The sequence below is a fragment of the Photobacterium kagoshimensis genome, from assembly GCF_050337045.1.
GTDB lineage: Bacteria > Pseudomonadota > Gammaproteobacteria > Enterobacterales > Vibrionaceae > Photobacterium > Photobacterium kagoshimensis.
On sequence record NZ_JAKJSO010000008.1, the window covers coordinates 323,021 to 342,918 of the forward strand.

Sequence of the window (19,898 nt, forward strand, 5' to 3'; positions counted from 1 at the left end):
GTTCTAAAGATTATTGCTTACTCAACACGAACTTTCGTAAATCTCTTTCTACGCGCATAACAAACAGAATAAATACTTTTTCACCGTCTTGCTTATAGAAAATACGGCATGGATTAACGACAACTTCACGGTAATCTAGATATTCTAGTTCAGGTGGAATACGCCCAGACTCAGGAAAAGCCTCTAGACGTTCAACTTTAGAGAAGATGGTTTGAACCAACTGTTTTGCAGCGACGACATTTTCAAGTGCGATGTATTCAGCTATATCATTGAGATCGGATAACGCCGGCTCAGTCCAGATTAACTCAGCCATTTTGACATTTTGCCCTTGGCTTCTGCGTGAGTAACAACTTTACCGTCAGCTAACGCACGTTCCCCTCGCGCAATACCCTCAAGAATTGCCAAACGGTTTTGCATAAACTCGTAATCATCCACATCGACTAAATATGCTGATGGCTTACCGTGTTCGGTAATTAATACAGGCTCTTTAGTGTCGTGAAGCTCGGAGAGGATCTTAGTTGCTTGACGCTTCAGCGAGGTGACGAGTTCTATTTTCATAAGAGCTGCTCCAAAAGAATATTAAAGTGATACTATTCTATCACTTTGGCTATATCAAGCACCATGCATGCCGTAGCTATTAGCTGAAACTAGGCTTAAACTAAAATGCAATTACATCGTTTTTCATTTAACTGATGAACGCGCGTTCAATATTAAGTCATAAAAAAACCGAAGCCTTATTACTAAGACTTCGGTTCTTGTTTTTTATTGTCCGCGTTTTAGTTTCGCATTAACACTCGTTAATTGCGTTACGCACACGCTTATCAGAGACGGGGTAAGGTGTCCCTAACTGCTGAGCAAAGTAGCTTACACGTAGCTCTTCAATCATCCAGCGGATCTCTTTGACCTGATCAGGCACTGGCTGCCCTTTCGGTATCTTATTCAAGAGTTCTTTATAATCGCTGACGACCGAATCAATTTTAAGAATATGCACACGGTCTTTGTTTGGATCGATCGGCAACTTCTCCATTCGGCGTTCAATCGCACGCATGTAACGAAGAATATCAGGCAGACGTTTCCAACCACACTCAGTGGCAAAACCTTTGAAGATCAAGCCATCGATTTGTGCTTTGATATCAGATAAAGCAAACGCCATCGTCAGATCAACACGGCCTTTTAAGCGCTTATTGATAGAGAAAGCCGTGGTAAGAATTTCTTCCACTTGCTTGGCCACATCAACAACCGTATCACCAAGCTCAGCACGGATAAACTCTTTGGTCGCTTCGAATTTCTCTGGCTCCCAAACTAATCCGCCTTGTTGTTCTAGCAGCTTATCAATACCACACGCGATACAGTCATCAATTAAATCTAACACGCGCCCGTAAGGGTTAAAGTACAAACCTAACTTTGATTTATTCGGTAAGTTAGCATGTAAGTATTTAATCGGCGAAGGCACATTCAGTAACACCAAACGGCGCAAACCTTGTTGCATAACCGTTTGCTGTTCTTCCTGAGTTTCGAACAGCTTAATGCCAACCGAGTCTTTGTTATCCACCAATGCAGGGAAGGCTTTCACTTCAAAGCCACCACGTTTTTGCTGGTAACGCTCAGGTAGCGTGCCAAAACTCCAGGTTTTCAGGCCTTCTTGCTCAATATCATCATCTGCCACTTGCGACAGTGTTTCTTGTACCTTGTCTTTCAGGCTTTCTTTCAACCCGAACAAGTCTTTACTCTCTTTTAGTTTACGGTTGCGGTGATCAACACTGCGGTACGTAATCTTCAAGTGATCAGGGACTTGCTCTGGCTTCCAGTCTTCACGCAGCACTGTTACACCCGTCATGCGTTTAAGTTCTTTCTCAAGCGCATCAAGTAACGGCATGGATTGCGCTTCAACACGAGATAAAAAAGCGTCAGCATAGTTTGGCGCAGGCACAAAGCTACGGCGAATTGGCTTAGGCAGCGATTTAATTAACGCAATCACCAACTCTTGGCGTAGACCCGGAATTTGCCAATCAAAACCATCAGGCTCAACTTGGTTCAAAATCGGCAATGGAATGTGAACCGTCACACCATCGTTATCTTCACCCGGTTCAAACTGGTAACTCAGCTTAAGTTTTAACCCACCTTGGTGCCAGAAGTTCGGGTAATCCAAATCTGTGACATGGCTTGCATCACCTCGGAACAGCATTTCACGTTCGAAGTTCAATAGCTCATTGTTTTCACGTGACGCTTTCTTCCACCATGAATCGAAGTGGCGACCAGACACAACAACGTGTTCTATACGTTGATCATAAAACTCGAACAGCTGATCATCGTCGATCAAAATATCGCGACGACGTGATTTATGCTCCAGCTCTTCAACTTCGCGCAGCAACTTACGGTTTTGATGGAAGAACTTATGCTTGGTTTCCCAATCCCCTTCCACCAGCGCTGAACGAATAAAGATCTCACGCGAGACTTGCGCATCAATATTGCCGTAATTGACTTTACGTTTCCCGACCACTGGGATCCCATAAAGCATCACTTTTTCAAAGGCAAAGACTGCAGCTTGTTTCTTCTCCCAGTGCGGTTCACTGTAGCTACGCTTGATCAAATGTTGTGCGAGAGGCTCTACCCATTCAGGTTGAATTTTCGCAGCAACACGGCCCCATAAACGTGAGGTTTCAACCAACTCAGCAACCATCACCCACTTTGGCTGTTTCTTGAAAATGCCAGAGCCAGGGAAGATGTTAAAGCGCGCATTACGTGCACCTTGGTATTCGTTTTTCTCTTGGTCTTTCAAACCAATATGCGACAACATACCTGCAAGTAAAGCAGTGTGAACACCTTGGTAACTGGCTTCTTGTTCGTTGATTCTAAAATCTAGCTCTTTTACTACCTGAGATACTTGGTAGTAAATATCTTGCCATTCGCGCACACGCAGGTAGTTCAGGTAATCTTTTTTACACTGACGACGGAACTGGTTACCCGATAACTCTTTTTGCTGTTCTTGCACGTAATCCCATAGGTTTACGTAACTTAAGAAATCAGAGTCTTTGTCGTTAAAGCGGCGGTGCTTCTCATCAGAGGCTTGTTTTTTCTCTGAAGGACGCTCACGCGGATCTTGAATCGACAAGGCGCAGGCGATGATCATCACTTCTCGCAACGCACCTTGTTTCGGCGCTTCGAGCACCATACGCGCTAAACGTGGATCAATCGGCAAACGGGCAAGTTGACGGCCGAGTTGCGTTAAACGCTTACGCGGATCAGTTGCTTTATTGTTGATCGCACCCAGCTCATCTAAGAGACGGATACCATCTTGGATGTTACGGTTATCTGGCGCTTCAACAAACGGGAAGGCTTGAATATCACCCAAACCAATCGCGGTCATCTGCAAAATAACAGACGCTAAGTTGGTACGCAGAATTTCTGGATCGGTAAACTCAGGACGCGATAAGAAATCTTCTTCCGAGTAAAGGCGAATACAGATACCTTCCTGCACACGACCACAACGACCTTTACGCTGATTCGCACTCGCTTGAGAAATCGCTTCAATCGGTAGACGCTGTACTTTGGTACGGTAGCTATAGCGACTGATACGAGCTGTACCCGGATCGATAACGTACTTAATACCCGGTACAGTTAGTGAGGTTTCAGCCACGTTGGTTGATAACACAATACGGCGACCAGAATGCGACTGAAATACCCGGTTTTGTTCGCCCGCAGACAAGCGTGCATAAAGTGGCAGAATTTCAGTATCACGCAAATTACGCTTTTCTAACGCATCAGCGGTATCTCGAATTTCACGTTCACCGTTCATGAAGATCAGGATGTCCCCTAACCCTTCATCACACAGTTCATCAACCGCATCAAAAATAGCCTGAAGCTGATCGCGATCGGTATCATCACCGTCTTCAGTAATTGGGCGGTAACGCGTTTCCACTGGGTAGGTTCGACCCGACACTTCAATAATAGGTGCATTGTGGAAATGCTTAGAGAAGCGCTCGGGATCGATTGTCGCCGAGGTAATAATCACTTTTAGATCAGGACGCTTCGGCAACAATTCGCGCAAATAACCCATGATGAAATCGATGTTCAAACTACGTTCGTGCGCTTCATCGATAATAATGGTGTCGTACTGACTTAAAAAACGATCGTTTTGGATCTCTGCCAGTAAGATACCGTCTGTCATCAATTTTACTTGGCTACGATCGGATACTTGATCATTAAAGCGAACTTTATAACCGACATACGAACCCAGCTCACATTGCATTTCTTCCGCAATACGTGTCGCAACCGAACGCGCCGCAAGACGACGAGGCTGAGTATGACCAATCATGCCTGATGCACCACGGCCTAACTCTAAACAGATTTTAGGTAGCTGTGTGGTTTTACCCGAACCGGTTTCACCTGCCACAATAACCACTTGGTTATTTTTAATGGCCTCTGCAATGTCATCTTTTTTCTGGCTAACAGGCAGTAGTTCTGGATATGAAATTGTTGGACGCTGCGTTTGGCGCATCTGAACAATTTGCATTGATTTGGCAATATCTAGTGCGATCTCATCAAAAACAGCATGCTTGGCTTTTTCATTTTTAATTCTTGCCGCGCCTTGAATTCGTTTCTGTAGACGGAAACGGTCGCGCATCATGCAATCTTTGATCGCCGCTTTTAGCGTTTTTTCATTATTTAAAACGCTTGAAGAGGTGTTGTTATCCTGACTCAAGGGATTTCCTGATTCTGAACACGAAAAAAACTGGCGCGATTCTACCACATTTGAACAAAGGTCTGTTCATCTTCACGAACAATTACCTTCACTGTAAGGGATTTATCTGACTTTTTTGATGTCCTATAACCATGCAACTATTATGAAAAGTAAAACTTAAGCTTGTGACAGAACGCAAAAAAGGACATCTTACCCTGATTACATCAGCGAAGTTTGCTCACCTCACAGCATAGATTAAGAAAACAGAGAGAATGCTATGTTCAAACAGTTACGTGTTTTATTTCGTCAAGTGATGCATGAAGGTACAGATGGTGGTGCGGTAGACACCCCATCAATGCATTTAGCAATGGCATCGTTATTATGTGAAGTCGCCAATGCTGACCACGCAATTGATCCGCGTGAAGAGCAAGCCAAGACACACTTACTCACTATGTTGTTAGACATTGATCAAGATGAAGCAGCAAGTCTACTCAAAGAGGCAATGGTAAAAAGCAAAGCTTCAGTGTCCTTGTATGAATTTACCACTAAGCTTCGTGAACTTGCGCCAGAACAGCGTTACTCCTTGATTGAAGCAATGTGGGAAGTGGCATATGCCGATGGTGTTATTGAACCACTCGAAGAAGCGGTGATCAGACAGGTCGCAGAGCTTATCTATATCGACCACGCTTTGTTTATTAAAGCCAAGTTAGCGGCTCAGCCACCACAATAAACGATAGCTGTCACCTTTACCTTACTCGAAATTAAAAAGATTGGCTGCTATATGTATACTCACAGTAGCCTTTCTGTCCCTCTCGCCTAGCAAGCTCTTAAATATTATACCCTTCTCAGATGTAACATTTTGTCTAGCTCTCCTTATCTAGCTGTCTATTAAGAATTTTTTATTTCATTAGCAAAATGCAAACTCTAAATCCCATCCATATAGCCCACCCAGCACCAACACCCTAAATAACCAATAAAAAACAGCCAGATAGAAACAAGACTAATAAATGAAATTATTTGGCAACCATTTTGAATAGCCTCTACGTACATCACTTAATTCTTTAGCTGTTTGAAAATTCAGTGAATAAACAAATAACGCAGAGGCCAGAATGAAGACACCTTTACTTCCATTTGTTATTGCTAGCGGGGTTGCGGCTATATCACCTGCTTTTGCTGTTGCCCCTTTTAACGATTGTCCAACAGAAGCCATTCTATTCCAAGGCAACCCTGCGACTGTTTATGCTGTCGACCTTTCTACAGGTAATTACTCGATAAAACAGACGGATACGGGTGCAGGTGGCACAATCAACGCTGTCGGCTTTAATGAAACAGATCGTTATATCTACGGCTGGAACAAAAATAGCAGTACAGTCACACGAATTAACCAAGCATTCAAAGTGGAAAACCTCACAGTGTTGAGTGGCCTTCCAAGTAAAAATTTCTTTGTTGGGGATGTGTTTGACAACCACTACTACGTTTATCTTAAAGGCAGTGGGATGTTTAAAATTGACTTAAGTGCAGGCGATGACAGCCTTGTTGCTCAAGAAATCATGACAGGCTCTGGGGCAACACTTCAACTCACCGACTTTGCTTTTTACCCAGAAACGGGCGACCTATTTGCTGTAGAAAATACGAATAACAACCTTTACCGCTTCAGCTTTGATGGTGCAGGAAACGCATCTTTCAGCCTTGTTGGCTCAACAGGACTTAGTGGAACAACCACCTTCGGTGCACAATATTTTGATAAAACAGGCTTTATGTACATCAGTAATAACAGCGATGGTAAAATTTATCGAATTGATTTACGCGATTTAAGCGACCTAAAACCCACCGCTGAGTTTTTCGCTCAAGGCCCATCATCTAGTCAAAATGATGGTGCGCGCTGTGCTAGTGCCCCTGTAATTGCCTCAAACACTGACTTTGGTGATGCACCAGATAGCTACAAAACGTCATTAACAGAAAATGGGCCACGCCACTTTATAGGCCCCAACTTCATCTTAGGCTCTATTGTTGATACCGAGGGTGAAGCGCTTGTTTCTCCCAGTTCTGATGATAATGATGGCAGTGATGATGAAGACGGCATTACCTTCAATTCAGTACTAAAGCAGGGCTCAGATGCACTGATTCAAGTTACCGTTGGTGGTGGTGCTAACGGCTATGTCAGCGCATGGTTTGATTGGAACCAAAACGGTCAATTTGATGAAGGAAGTGAACAAGCCATTGTCGATGAATGGTTAGCCCCTGGTTCACACAGTATCAAATTCCGCGTGCCTGAAACGGCAACCGCAGGAACAACTTGGGCGCGTTTTCGTATTGGTCGAGATACTGGGCTTAAATCTTTTGGTGGTGTGACTGATGGTGAAGTAGAAGATTACAGTATCACGATTGAAGAACAGCTCCTTACTCACTCTTATTACCCAGGTGAAGGTGAATGGGCCACTTTAGCCTATGAGGATAACTGGCCAAACAAAGGTGATTTCGACTTCAATGATGTTGTTCTGTATTACCGTGTTGATACTGTGTCTAACTCAGATGGCAACATTGTTCGCTATGACATCAGCGGCAAACTGCAAGCCTACGGTGCGAGTTTCTCCAATGGCTTTGCTGTTCAGTTAGATGAAATACCACGCAGTGCGGTAGACGAAGCACTCACTAAGCTTGTGATCAGTAACAAAACCCAACATTCAGCCAATGTATTAGAAGCAGGTCAAACCGATGCTGTGGCCATCATCTCAAGCAACTTAAAAGAAGCGATTCCTGCGCCTACCTGCTCAGGTAGTTCAGGTACCTATTACCGTGTATGGCGTGGTTGTAATGACGACGCAGCCGATCAATTCACCTTTGAAGTCAGTATTCCATTTACAACGCCTTTAACCAGCGGCCCTGAAATGCCATTAAACCCTTTCATCTTTGCACCAGAAGGACGCTATCACGGCAGTACCTTTAGTGAAGAATTTCCAGGTCGCGATCTCGAAATCCACTTAAAAGGTGATTGTCTTACATCACTCGCCTCTGAACGTTTCTTTTCTACTCAAGAAGATACTTCTTCATACAGTATCGCCAATTGTCCAGGCCCTAATTGTGATAGTTACCGAACCAGTAACGGTACACCCTGGGGGCTTGTTATAGAAGATGACTGGATGCACCCAAGTGAGCGCGTCAATATTCTAACTGCCTACCCTGAACTGGAAGGTTATGCGACATCAGGTGGTAGCAGCAATCAGAACTGGTTTATTCGTAGCAAAGCGGTAGAAGCAAAGCTGTTTGAATAAACCAAATAGAACTACGCATATAGCAATCAATTAAACAAACGATTGATAACGAATACTCTATGACTCACGAGGGCATGTTCATGATACGTCAATGCTTATTGATATTACTTAGCTTACAACTCGTCGCTTGTGGCGGCGGCGGTGATGACTCTGGTTCTTCTGGTGGTTCACAACCAGCAGCTCCCGCCCCTGCCAATGAGAGTAAATTTGAAGATTTGGTTATCCCTGAAGGGTTTAAATTTAAGAGTGCCTACCCAATCACTGTCAATATTGACCTTGATACCCGTGAAACCCTATTTCTCAATATTTATGGCCGATATAGCGAGGCAACAGACGGTACGCCTATTCCCGATTCAAGCAGCCGCTTAATTTCAGGGCCCATGCAAGAGGGGAAATTCAAGGGAAAGCTCACCATCACCAGTCAACGAACCAGCTTACTCGTAGAAGCTTGGTTTCAAGATGGTGCTCGACAGCCATTTCGCCAGATTATTTCGCTACCAACTAATGAAATAGTCATTACCGATTAAAAGTCGCCATAACTAAACTCGCTGGTATTACTTATTTCTAGCCCGATGCGTAGTGTATTCCCTCACTATTGCCTCTTTGATGCAGCTCTGCTGCATCTTTTTTTGCCTTCGATTTATACACAACCGCCAGATGAAACGGGAAAGCGCTGGTATAGAGTCACCTGAGTGCTTTATGATCGTGCCAGCTTCTCATCACCTTCGGATAACATTGTGCAATTACCTATCGACCCGCTTAAACCTCTTTTTATTGAAAAACTGTCTCAACACCACCTTGTCGTTGAAGCAGAAACTGGGTCTGGTAAGTCCACGCGTTTGCCTTTATGGGCCGCTGAATCAGGTAAAGTCTTGGTGATTGAGCCTCGTCGTATTGCGTGTTCATCTCTAGCTGAATTCTTAGCCGCAGAGAAAGGTGAACCAATAGGTAAAAGTATTGGCTACGCGATTCGTTTTGAAGCGCACTATGACGAAAACACAGACATTATATTTGCTACTCCTGGCGTGGCCTTACGCTGGTTAAGTGAAGGGCAACTCACTAAATTTAAAACCATTATCATTGATGAATTTCATGAGCGTCGCTGGGACACAGATTTACTGCTCGCTTTACTCAAAGATAGCTCCAGCAACACGTTAAATTCAGCTCAAGAACAACGCTTAGTCATTACTTCTGCCACCATAGATAGCCAACGCTTAACCCAATATTTAAGTGCAGAACACCTAAAAGCCGAGGGTCGTAATTTCCCTGTTATTGTCGAACATATAGCTGCAGACAACAGACATAGTCCCGATATTCGCGCCATAGAGAACAAGGTATTTGATACCATTCAACAGCGTTTGGTCTTCGTGGATAAAAATAAGCAAGAACGAGACAAAAACTCAGGTGATATTTTAGTTTTTCTACCGGGTCGAAAAGAAATAGCCCAGTGCCAAAGTAAGCTAAAACCGCTTAGTCTTAATTTTGGTATTGATGTGATTCCACTGCACGCTTCTGTGTCTGATACCGATAGGCAACGTGCCCTGACAGCCAGCCAACATCAGCGCATTATTCTCGCAACCAATGTTGCTGAGACCTCACTGACCATTCCTGGTGTCACATTAATTATTGATACAGGATTGGAGCGTCGCACCCACCAGCGTAATGGTCGAACGGTCCTTGGTTTACACGCAATTTCACGGGCCAGTTCAGAGCAAAGAAAAGGCCGTGCCGGTCGTATTGCTGCTGGTCACTGTATACGGCTATATGGCAGTGCTGCTCCGCTGGAATTAATCACGCCACCAGAATTACACCGCGAAGAACTGACCGAGCCCATGCTTGCGGCAGCCTGTTGTGGGTATCGTCTAGCCGATTTAACCTTTGTCGATGCACTACCAGAAAAAGCACTGCTGCAAGCCCATGACCGCTTACTCGCCATGAAAGCGATTAATGAACAAGGGGACGCCACAGAGCACGGTAAACGCCTCTACCCTTTACCTATCGATGCTTTATTCGCCCATTTAATCACAGCCATGCCAAATAAAGCTGCAACCGAAGCTATGGTTGATCTTGCTGCAGCCCTATCGGTTTCAAATAAGCTATGGCAAAAAACAAACAGTGAAGAAGTATTAGAGCAACTCGCACAATGGGAAAAACACCATTGTGATGCAATGCTATTGATTAAACTTTTGCGTGAGCCGACACCTGAATTTTTGACTGTCGATACAGAGCGATTACAAGAAGCCCGCCAGATTTCAGCACAAATCCGTGAAGCCTTATCGTTGCCTCAGCTTGATGCCGCCACATCGGTCAAACGCGAAGCTTGGCTAACCGCAGTCATTAACGCAGCACCAGAATTAGCATTTGTTCGAAGAGAAAAACGCCGCCAAGCACTGGGGAACGGCCACAGTGAAGCAACATTAGGGCGTGATAGCCGCTTATCTGACACTGCTGAAGCGGCTGTAATATTTGATCAATTTAGCCTGCCAGGCAAAGGGGTCAAACAAACCCTTAACTTAGCCACTTGTACTGCGCCCATTCCTTTATCCTTGCTCATTGAACAAGATCTTGGTGAAGTCCTAGTGTGCGACAGCCAGCTTATTGATGGCCAGTGTGCCACCAGAACACAACGTATTTATGCTGGACGCGTGATTGATGAGCAGAGCCAAAACAGCAATGATGCAGTAACAACAGCACTGATTGTTGAAATGATAGAAAAGGGCCAACTGCTCGAGGGCTTAGCTGAACAACGTCGTCACCAAATTGAACAATGGAACCTCTTTCTCAAACTCGGATTAGCTAATGAAACCAGCTGTACCCGAACTCAACCCACAACGTTAACCCCTTGGCTAACAGAACAAATTGATGCGTTGGGCATAGAATCTCTCGACGATATGCAGTTATTCAGTAATGACGATTTTATCTTCGATGGCATTCCCGAGTGGGAACAAGCTGAGTTTGATGAACGCTTTCCACGCAAAATATACATTGCAGATTTACATCTTACGGTCGAATATGCTGCAGCAGGAAAATTAGTCACAGTGTTTTACCAAAGTGGCAGCCGCAAGCAAGACCCACAACGCTGGGAACTTCCTCGATGGCAAGGTTGGCGCATAAAGTACCGCAAAGCGAGCCGTGTTATTGACATTCGATGATCATATTTGCACGTATTCGTTTACCAAATACGTGCAAAATAAACGCAATTTTTAACACGCTTTTCGCTGAATAATAGAGAACTCAATTAAATCCACATACCAATCTGTAGAAACATGATCTCTTTCTCGAAAATAATGCGTTCTCCCTTTGAATTCACCGTGTTGAAGGACTAGGATTACGGCCTTAGAGTGAAGTGTTTCGCTCTCTCATTCTCCAAACAAGAACAGAGTCTATTGCATGAACAACGATAAAAGACCTTTATACATCCCCTACGCAGGCCCTGCGCTTCTAGAAACACCTCTGCTAAACAAAGGTAGTGCATTCTCTGTCGAAGAACGTATGTTCTTTAACTTGGAAGGTCTTCTTCCAGAAGCGATTGAAAGTATCGAAGAACAAGCTGAACGTGCTTATCAGCAATACCAAAAATTCGAAAACGATATTGATAAGCATATTTACCTACGTAACATCCAAGACACCAACGAGACTCTATTCTACCGTTTGGTTGAAAATCACATCACCGAAATGATGCCGATCATTTACACTCCGACTGTTGGTGCGGCGTGTGAAAACTTCTCGAATATCTACCGTCGTGGCCGTGGTCTTTTCATCTCTTACCCAAACCGTGATCGTATTGAAGAGATGATCAACAATGCATCTCGTCAAAACGTGAAAGTTATCGTTGTTACCGATGGTGAGCGTATTCTTGGTCTGGGTGACCAAGGTATCGGTGGTATGGGTATTCCAATCGGTAAACTATCACTTTACACCGCGTGTGGTGGTATCAGCCCTGCTTATACTTTACCTGTTGTACTTGATGTAGGTACAAACAACCCACAACGTCTATCCGACCCTATGTACATGGGCTGGCGTCATCCACGTATTACTGGTCAAGAATACGATAAATTTGTTGATGAGTTCATTACAGCGATCAAACACCGTTGGCCTGAAGCACTGATTCAATTTGAAGATTTCGCACAGAAAAATGCGATGCCATTGCTTGAGCGCTATAAAAACAAAGTATGTTGCTTCAACGATGATATCCAAGGCACAGCAGCCGTGACAGTCGGCTCACTTCTTGCTGCATGTAAAGCCGCGGGCAGTAAACTGTCTGAGCAGCGCGTTACCTTCCTAGGTGCAGGTTCTGCTGGTTGTGGTATTGCAGAAGCGATTATTGCTCAAATGGTATCTGAAGGTATTTCAGATGCACAAGCACGTAGCCAAGTTTACATGGTCGATCGCTGGGGCTTGTTAATTGATGACATGCCAAACCTACTTAACTTCCAAAGCAAGTTAGTGCAAAAGCGTACAACCATTAACAAGTGGGACATTGAAAACAACAATGTATCACTGCTTGATGTTATGCGTAACGCAAAACCAACGATCCTGATTGGTGTTTCTGGTGTACCAGGCCTATTTAGCGAAGATGTTATTCGTGAAATGCACCAGCACTGTGAACGCCCTATCATCTTCCCACTATCAAACCCAACCAGCCGTGTTGAAGCAACACCTGCTGATTTGATCGAGTGGACAGATGGCAATGCACTTGTTGCAACAGGCTCACCGTTTGAACCTGTTATTCACAATGGCAAAACCTACCCAATTGCACAATGTAACAACAGCTACATCTTCCCAGGTATTGGTTTAGGTGTACTTGCCGTTAATGCTCGCCGCGTGACTGACGAAATGCTAATGGAATCAAGCCGTGCGCTTGCTGAATGTTCACCACTGGCAATTAATGGCCAAGGTGCACTACTTCCTCCATTGGAAGATATTCAAAAGGTATCACGCCACATTGCATTCGCCGTTGCGAAAAAAGCGATTGAACAACGTAAAGCACCGAAGAACACGGATGAACGTATCAAAGAGAAAATTGATGCGAACTTCTGGCAGTCTGAATATCGTCGCTACAAGCGTACTGCATTCTAATTACGACTACACTCTTTAAGTACAAGCCCGCTTTTATGCGGGCTTTCTTATATCTAGGATATACTTTTAAAAAATTTGACATGAACGGCTGAAAAAACGCCACATTTGACGTGCTTTTTACCTAACATTATCAATGTATTAAGGTAATATGTTTTCAGTCTTTATTATTTGGATTGGTATGAAGCTGTTTTCCATTGTGCGTATTTCTGCAGTGATCGGGATTGTTGCTATTGGCAGCAGTTTACTTGTCGATCGCTGGGTATCAGAACATACGGCTGATCGTATTTTTACCGATTCTAATCATATACCTGAGCGTTCTATCGGTTTAGTGTTAGGGACCAGTAAGTACATAGCAAAAACACTGAATCCTTATTATCAATATCGGATTCAAGCCGCGATTGATTTGTACCAGCAACAAAAAGTGAATGTGCTATTACTGAGTGGCGACAACGCCCACCGTTCATATAACGAACCATGGACAATGAAACGAGATCTGCTCAAAGCTGGCGTTCCTGATCAAGATATCGTGCTTGATTACGCTGGATTTCGTACCCTTGACTCTATCGTACGCGCACGTGAAGTTTTCGATGCCGATCATTTTGTCGTGATCACTCAACGTTTTCACTGTGAACGCGCATTATTCATTGCCGAAAAAAATGACATTGATGCAATTTGCTTAGCGGTCCCATCACCGAAAGGTTTGGCTGGGTTAAAAGTTCGCATGCGTGAGGTATTAGCGCGTGGAAAAGCCTTCATTGATTTATACCTTCTCAACATCCAGCCTCGCTTTCTTGGCCCTAAAGAGCCGATTTCGAACGCTAATGAATATGAATTCGTTGGCCCTCCAGATGAACGTACATCTCAGGCTTCAAAAACAAACCACGACTAAAGCCAACCTGGGTAAATAAGTATTCTGGCTATTTCTTAACCAATGACGTGATATAAAAAAAGCACCAACTATGTAACATAGTAGTGGTGCTCTATAGGGCAAAGATTTTATTTACTAAATAAAAGATCGCCAACTTGAGAATACACTTACCTTAAGTGATAGCAAAACATTCACTAAATCTATGCGGCTTCTTGATAGTTTCGTAAAAATTTTGCTCTTACTTTTTTCAAATGTATCTTTGCATCTCGTTGAATTCTTTTACGAATAATTTTTTTATCTTGTGCCATTTCCCTAGCCTTTCATATTTTATATTTTTTACGCAATCTAGCGTATTTAATTGATGATTCGAATGATACAAGATGCACAACACACGAACTACTAGGAAAAAATGACGAAATAAAATAAGTCGAGCTAGTTCACACTTTTAAAATTCCACCAAGATAAAAACACCATAAGATTTAACATTAACACCTCAACTTTGACTCATTTCTCATATCAACTCGCTGTAACACACTAAAACGTGTGTAGATTTCCACACATTCCCAATCAATAGCCTCACATTTCTGTTCTTCCAAACGCCGAATGAGCAACATGTAAGCATCAAGCTCTTAACATTATTTTTTGAAGGTGTATTATCCCTCATACTAAAAACGTATCACGTTGCATGAAGCAATTAATAATAAAAGGAAGAAAGCATGACAGCCTTAACTCTCACTCTTAAAAAGTGGCTGTTTGACCGAAATAGTATGATATTACTTGCCGATATCGCCTTATTCGCTATTTTGTTCAACACCCTACCCTTTGAAAAAGATGTTGTCGTCGGCCTTAGTATTCTCGTTTTTGTCGCAGTACTTTGGCTAACCGAAGCAGTACATGTCAGTATTACTGCTATTTTGGTGCCTATTCTGGCGGTGGGATTTGGCATTTTCCAAACGCCTCAAGCACTAAGCAATTTTTCAAACCCAATTATATTTCTGTTCCTTGGGGGCTTTGCACTTGCAGCAGCACTTCACAAACAAGAATTAGATAAAGCCATTGCCGACAAGGTACTTCTTATCGCGAAGGGTCGCATGTCTGTGGCTGTCTTCATGCTATTTGGTGTAACCGCTTTCTTGTCTATGTGGATCAGTAACACGGCGACAACAGCCATGATGCTGCCACTTGTGCTAGGCGTACTAAATAAGGTAAACGCAAAAAGTGAACGCAGTACTTACGTGTTTGTTCTGCTGGGCCTTGCTTACTGTGCAAGTATCGGTGGTATCGCGACCGTTGTTGGTAGCCCACCGAATGCCATCGCTGCAGCTGAAGTTGGCTTGAGCTTCACTGAATGGATGTCATTTGGTTTACCGATTGCACTCATTTTACTGCCAATTACCGTTGCCCTACTTTATGTGATGCTTAAACCTAATCTTAATCACACCTTCGAGCTAGACCATAAACCCGTAGAGTGGAGCAACGGTAAACTGATTACGCTGGCTATTTTCGCTCTGACCGTTTCATGCTGGATTTTCAGTAAACCAATCAATGCCTTCTTAGGCGGGTTTAGTAAGTTCGATACGCTAGTCGCTCTAGGTGCAATCGTTTTGCTTGGCGCATCACGCGTTGTTGCTTGGAAAGACATTGAGAAATCAACAGACTGGGGTGTATTGTTGCTGTTTGGGGGCGGTATTTGTTTAAGCAACGTGCTTAAAGCGACAGGCACCAGTGTCTTCCTTGCACACAGCCTAAGTGGCTTTCTTGAGCAAGCGGGCTTATTCTTCACAATCCTTGTCGTTGCCGCCTTTGTGGTGTTCCTAACTGAGTTTGCAAGTAACACAGCCAGTGCTGCACTATTGGTTCCTGTATTTGCGACCGTTGCAGAAGCATTGGGCGTATCGCCTGTGGTTCTATCAGCGCTTATTGCTGTCGCGGCTTCATGTGCCTTCATGCTACCAGTCGCAACGCCACCAAATGCCATTGTATTTGGCTCTGGCCACATCAAACAAAGCGAGATGATGAAAGCCGGTATCTACCTCAACATCGCGTGTATTGGCGCCCTATCTACTTTTGCTTACTTATTCTGGTAAGACGCCGTCGCTCAATATGAGCAAAAAATAGAAAGTACATAAAAAGAAGCGGCCAGATGGTCGCTTCGTTTGTTTGTCTACGTCTGTGTCGCTCACACTATTTAGATGTCATCAGCTGGGTAGCGGACACCAATCACACCACGCGCATGCGTGATAATATTGCTGACGATACGCGTACGATTAAGGCCATCATGCATAATGGTTTTATTTGCCACTAACTCAGCAAACACTTCTGCTTCGTATTGCATTGTATTGGGTACTTGATCGACCGATAACGCGAGTACTGGCTCATCTTTACGGTGCAGATCGACGGCCAAGCACTCAGAGATACCTTTCACCGTGATCGTCCCCTGTTCACCTTGCAGCTCACTTGGGATCACACCGTCACTGACTTTTGAGTGCGCAATCGTCACATCAAAATCTTGATAATGTAAAACCAAGGTACCATGCGCATCAACGCCAGAATCCAATAGTGCCCCTTGTGCGGTAAAGCTATTTGGCTCGCCAAACAGAGCAACCGCGGCACTTAATGGATAAATACCAATATCCATTAGCGAACCATTCGAAAAAACAGGATTAAAGGTATTTGGGTTCTCACCGTTTAAGTATTTTTGATAACGCGATGAGTATTGGCAGTAGGTTAAATAAACTTTCCGTAGTTTCCCTATTTTAGGTAGCGCTTTTTGCAATGCTACAAAGTTAGGAGTGTATGGTGTTTTCATTGCTTCGAATAACACAACGTTATGCTGCTGAGCTAATTCAACAAGTTGTTCAACTTGCGCGATATTGGACGCTAAAGGCTTCTCACCAATAACATGCTTACCTTCTTTGATAAACAATGTAGCTTGCTCGGCATGTAACGAGTTCGGGCTCGCAATATAGACAGCATCAATAGCATCACTGCTTGCTAACGCTTGCATGTCCTCAAAACAGGTTACTCCGTCGTATTTACTGGCAAACTCCTCGGCTTTTTCCATTGTCCGTGAATACACAGCTGTAAGTTTCATTTTTCCACGAGCATGGGCCCCTTGGATAAAGGTATCAGTAATCCAATTGGTGCCAATGACTGCAAATTTTACCATTACGTCCATATTTCCTTTTATGCCAATATCGAAAGCTTTTGACCATTATACACGTATGCTTTATTGGCTTACAAAAGCCGTTCCAGCACACGCCCGTTTTAAACAAACACACCATGACCTTTCATGGAAGTGTGCCATTGTTAGCAATTAGCGGCTTTGACGTTGCACATCTGTCTACTAGGGGTACTATGAATGCATAGATAACAATAATGATAGGTACCACGCTAGATGTATTACGCTGAAATTACAGGCTGGGGTAAATGCTTGCCACCCGCCGAACTTAATAACGAACTATTAAGCACATTTGTTGATACCAGTGACGAATGGATTCAAACACGTACCGGCATTCAGTCTCGTCGCATCAGCCACGTTGATACGTCAAAACTTGCCGAAATTGCAGGGGCGCGAGCGCTTCAAACCGCAGGGCTTGATGCAAAAGACCTTGATTTGATCATTGTTGCTACTTGCTCACCTGACACGCTTATTCCGAATATTGCCTCCAAGGTTCAATTAGACTTAGGCGCAACCAGAGCCGCCGCTTTTGATATGAATGCGGCCTGTACTGGCTTCCTATACGGTTTAGAAACCGCAACACGGATGATTCAAGCTGGTAACTACCAACATGTGCTGGTGATCGGTGCAGAGCGATTAAGCTGGTACCTGGACTGGAGCCAACGTGATACTGCAGTTTTATTTGGTGATGGCGCTGGCGCTGTCGTGCTAAGTAAAACAGATAAGCCGACGGGTTTATTACAAGCACAACTTGGTTGTGATGCGGAAGGACGTGATGTATTGGCTATTCCTAATTTTGGTACATCGATGGATCGCTTTAATCCTGATGCTGGTCACTTTACGTTTGATTTCATTGGGCGAGATATCTTCCGCCGCGCAGTACGCGGCATGGGTGCTGCTGCTAATATGGTGCTAGAGCGTGCAGCATTAAGTAGCGAAGAAATAGATGTCGTTATCCCCCACCAAGCCAATAAACGTATTATCGAAGCTTTATGTGAACATGCCAAAATTCCGTTAGATAAAGCCTTCATCAACATCCACAAGTATGGCAATACATCAGCAGCGACCGTACCTATTGCCTTATGTGAAGCGGTAGAAGAAGGCCGCATTACGCCAAATAGTAAAATCTTATCTGCTGCATTTGGGGCTGGCTTAACATGGGGGGCCAGTGTGATTCAGTGGGGCCAACGTGTTACTCCAATTAATCAACCAACCGCTGAGCTACCACCTTGTACGCAGTCAGCAAAAGACTTACTTGAAAAATCGATTAAACACTGCACACAAAAGTAAGAACGGTTACGAGAGACATCATTTGGTTCAAAAACGCCCATAGCCAATCGTTAGCTATGGGCGTTTTCTAAATTATTGCTTCATTTCACTATTGGCTAAGTGTCGCGTTTTCGCATACCACACAATTGCGACCACTTTGCTTTGCCACATACAAAGCCTTATCTGCTAATTTTATAACACTATCAATATCTTCATTTCCCAACTCTGCCACGCCAAAACTGGCTGTTACCGTCATTGCGCTAGGCCAGGGGTAATTTGCCACAATATCACGCAGTAATTCGGCTAAGCCTGCCGCCCCCTCCCGCGTAGTTGCAGGACAGAATAAAACAAATTCCTCCCCGCCCCAACGAACTAAGACATCGGATTGTCGGATCCGCTGCTTGATCAAAGCCACAAAACACCGAAGTACTTCGTCACCAGCTTCATGGCCAAAGTTATCATTAATCGCTTTAAAATGATCGATGTCCATATAGATCACCGAAAACGGCTGAACGTTCGTTTTAGCATGCTCAACCAGTTCCGCTAAATAGCGTTCAATTACATTACGGTTATTCGCCCCAGTCAAAGCATCGGTGTAAGCTAGTGCCTCTACTTCTTGTGCCTGCTGATATAAATGCTGATTTGCACGGCGTAAACGTAACGATTTAGTTCTGATCTCATTCAAGACGCTACGTAACTGAAAGTGCTCTGATACTAGATACACAATGGCAAAAACAACCCACAATAATAGCAACAGCTTCATCAGGTTCGCTTCTGAAATCCACTTGCCATAAAAAACGAGTTCGTTAAGTTGAATCGTATAAGTGCCCTCTTGAACATAGCTGCCAGTGGCAATTTCAATAGAGGTAACATGGTTAAACTGTGGGCCTGATTTTTCTATCGGCACGCTATAATCAGCAATCCACCAAGACAAGACTTGAAAAGATCGTAACGGAATAACTTGCAGCCCATCTTTCACCCTTGGGGTAAATTCAACCGCGTTAAACTTATGAGAGACTGGATCATCGGGTGACGAGTAACTCGGATCATAATTACGCAGATAAATACGTAACCGCTCATTTTCTACAGGGGTAAGATAATCGACATCAATCCCAATTGAATGGAAGCGGCTGAGATCGATCCCTACTCCATCAGCAACAAGATCTATCGCTATTTCACAAAATGGCCACTTGGCTTGATTCACAATCCGGCAGGTTAAGGTTGTTTGCTGAGGGGAGATAGAAATGTCAGTCACCGAGGCACCGCCTTGGCTTTTATCGTCAATAGCAGAATATTCAGCAGTTGCAGGTGAAATCACCAACTTGCGATCGGCGCCTCCCAAATAGTGCCAGGCCATCGCTGATATAGAAATGACAATTAAAAGTAAAATTGATAACCGATGCATCCTTGCTGCAACCATACTTTTAGCTACTTGTTAAATACTGATTCTAAATTAACAAACCACATAATAGGCAACAAGAACTAATTTTCCTTCAATAAATAATCTGTAACCAAGTCGATAAAATTCGAAAAAAGCCAGATTTAATC

At 43.8% G+C, this 19,898-nt stretch carries 13 protein-coding genes; 8 read left to right on the forward strand and 5 right to left on the reverse strand.

What is annotated here, in order from left to right; translation table 11 throughout:
- Positions 1-10: 10 nt before the first annotated feature.
- The 3 genes from L4C35_RS02030 to hrpA all read right to left on the reverse strand — a co-directional run bounded on the left by L4C35_RS02030 (position 11) and on the right by hrpA (position 4,702).
- A complete protein-coding gene (locus L4C35_RS02030) occupies positions 11-313 on the reverse strand; it encodes a type II toxin-antitoxin system RelE/ParE family toxin (protein WP_428461312.1) in 303 nt (100 codons plus the stop codon).
- Positions 301-558: a type II toxin-antitoxin system Phd/YefM family antitoxin gene (locus L4C35_RS02035; protein WP_428461313.1), complete on the reverse strand. Its 258-nt coding sequence runs from the start codon at positions 556-558 to the stop codon at positions 301-303. Before L4C35_RS02035 ends, L4C35_RS02030 begins: the two co-directional genes overlap by 13 nt.
- 229 nt (positions 559-787) lie before the next feature.
- Entirely contained in the window at positions 788-4,702 is a 3,915-nt protein-coding gene (gene hrpA / locus L4C35_RS02040) for an ATP-dependent RNA helicase HrpA (protein WP_489685841.1), read from the reverse strand.
- 256 nt (positions 4,703-4,958) lie between these two features.
- On the opposite strand from hrpA, the gene L4C35_RS02045 reads away from it, so the two are divergent.
- The 7 genes from L4C35_RS02045 (at position 4,959) to L4C35_RS02075 (ending at position 15,987) form a co-directional block, all read left to right on the forward strand.
- Complete coding sequence (locus L4C35_RS02045) at positions 4,959-5,411, forward strand: tellurite resistance TerB family protein (RefSeq protein ID WP_428461314.1); 453 nt, start codon at positions 4,959-4,961, stop codon at positions 5,409-5,411.
- Positions 5,412-5,790: 379 nt separating this feature from the next.
- Positions 5,791-7,953: an LruC domain-containing protein gene (locus L4C35_RS02050; protein ID WP_428461315.1), complete on the forward strand. Its 2,163-nt coding sequence runs from the start codon at positions 5,791-5,793 to the stop codon at positions 7,951-7,953.
- A gap of 80 nt (positions 7,954-8,033) precedes the next feature.
- Entirely contained in the window at positions 8,034-8,480 is a 447-nt protein-coding gene (locus L4C35_RS02055) for a hypothetical protein (protein ID WP_428461316.1), read from the forward strand.
- Between the two features lie 165 nt (positions 8,481-8,645).
- Complete coding sequence (locus tag L4C35_RS02060; RefSeq protein WP_428461317.1) at positions 8,646-11,105, forward strand: helicase-related protein; 2,460 nt, start codon at positions 8,646-8,648, stop codon at positions 11,103-11,105.
- Between the two features lie 238 nt (positions 11,106-11,343).
- Positions 11,344-13,032 carry an NAD-dependent malic enzyme gene (locus L4C35_RS02065; RefSeq protein WP_428461318.1) on the forward strand — a complete coding sequence of 563 codons (1,689 nt, stop codon included), beginning with the start codon at positions 11,344-11,346 and terminating at the stop codon, positions 13,030-13,032.
- Positions 13,033-13,210: 178 nt separating this feature from the next.
- Positions 13,211-13,921 carry a SanA/YdcF family protein gene (locus tag L4C35_RS02070; RefSeq protein WP_428461319.1) on the forward strand — a complete coding sequence of 237 codons (711 nt, stop codon included), beginning with the start codon at positions 13,211-13,213 and terminating at the stop codon, positions 13,919-13,921.
- Positions 13,922-14,616: 695 nt separating this feature from the next.
- Positions 14,617-15,987 carry an SLC13 family permease gene (locus tag L4C35_RS02075; RefSeq protein ID WP_428461320.1) on the forward strand — a complete coding sequence of 457 codons (1,371 nt, stop codon included), beginning with the start codon at positions 14,617-14,619 and terminating at the stop codon, positions 15,985-15,987.
- 101 nt (positions 15,988-16,088) lie between these two features.
- Here L4C35_RS02075 and L4C35_RS02080 read toward each other — a convergent pair whose 3' ends face one another.
- Entirely contained in the window at positions 16,089-17,069 is a 981-nt protein-coding gene (locus L4C35_RS02080; protein WP_428461321.1) for a Gfo/Idh/MocA family protein, read from the reverse strand.
- A 228-nt stretch (positions 17,070-17,297) separates the two neighbouring features.
- Here L4C35_RS02080 and L4C35_RS02085 point away from each other — a divergent pair, with 228 nt between their 5' ends.
- Positions 17,298-18,371, forward strand: coding sequence for a ketoacyl-ACP synthase III (locus L4C35_RS02085; RefSeq protein WP_428461322.1), 1,074 nt, complete (start codon positions 17,298-17,300; stop codon positions 18,369-18,371).
- A gap of 88 nt (positions 18,372-18,459) precedes the next feature.
- On the opposite strand, the gene L4C35_RS02090 is transcribed toward L4C35_RS02085, so the two are convergent.
- Complete coding sequence (locus L4C35_RS02090) at positions 18,460-19,755, reverse strand: GGDEF domain-containing protein (RefSeq protein WP_428461323.1); 1,296 nt, start codon at positions 19,753-19,755, stop codon at positions 18,460-18,462.
- Positions 19,756-19,898 lie beyond the last annotated feature (143 nt).

Excerpts from the sequence above, each read along its gene's own strand:
- L4C35_RS02030 (WP_428461312.1), bottom strand. The coding sequence starts at position 313 with ATGGCTGAGTTAATCTGGACTGAGCCGGCGTTATCCGATCTCAATGAT.
- L4C35_RS02035 (WP_428461313.1), bottom strand. The coding sequence starts at position 558 with ATGAAAATAGAACTCGTCACCTCGCTGAAGCGTCAAGCAACTAAGATC.
- L4C35_RS02045 (WP_428461314.1), top strand. The coding sequence starts at position 4,959 with ATGTTCAAACAGTTACGTGTTTTATTTCGTCAAGTGATGCATGAAGGT.
- L4C35_RS02050 (WP_428461315.1), top strand. The coding sequence starts at position 5,791 with ATGAAGACACCTTTACTTCCATTTGTTATTGCTAGCGGGGTTGCGGCT.
- L4C35_RS02055 (WP_428461316.1), top strand. The coding sequence starts at position 8,034 with ATGATACGTCAATGCTTATTGATATTACTTAGCTTACAACTCGTCGCT.
- L4C35_RS02065 (WP_428461318.1), top strand. The coding sequence starts at position 11,344 with ATGAACAACGATAAAAGACCTTTATACATCCCCTACGCAGGCCCTGCG.
- L4C35_RS02070 (WP_428461319.1), top strand. The coding sequence starts at position 13,211 with ATGAAGCTGTTTTCCATTGTGCGTATTTCTGCAGTGATCGGGATTGTT.
- L4C35_RS02075 (WP_428461320.1), top strand. The coding sequence starts at position 14,617 with ATGACAGCCTTAACTCTCACTCTTAAAAAGTGGCTGTTTGACCGAAAT.
- L4C35_RS02080 (WP_428461321.1), bottom strand. The coding sequence starts at position 17,069 with ATGGTAAAATTTGCAGTCATTGGCACCAATTGGATTACTGATACCTTT.
- L4C35_RS02085 (WP_428461322.1), top strand. The coding sequence starts at position 17,298 with ATGTATTACGCTGAAATTACAGGCTGGGGTAAATGCTTGCCACCCGCC.
- L4C35_RS02090 (WP_428461323.1), bottom strand. The coding sequence starts at position 19,755 with ATGCATCGGTTATCAATTTTACTTTTAATTGTCATTTCTATATCAGCG.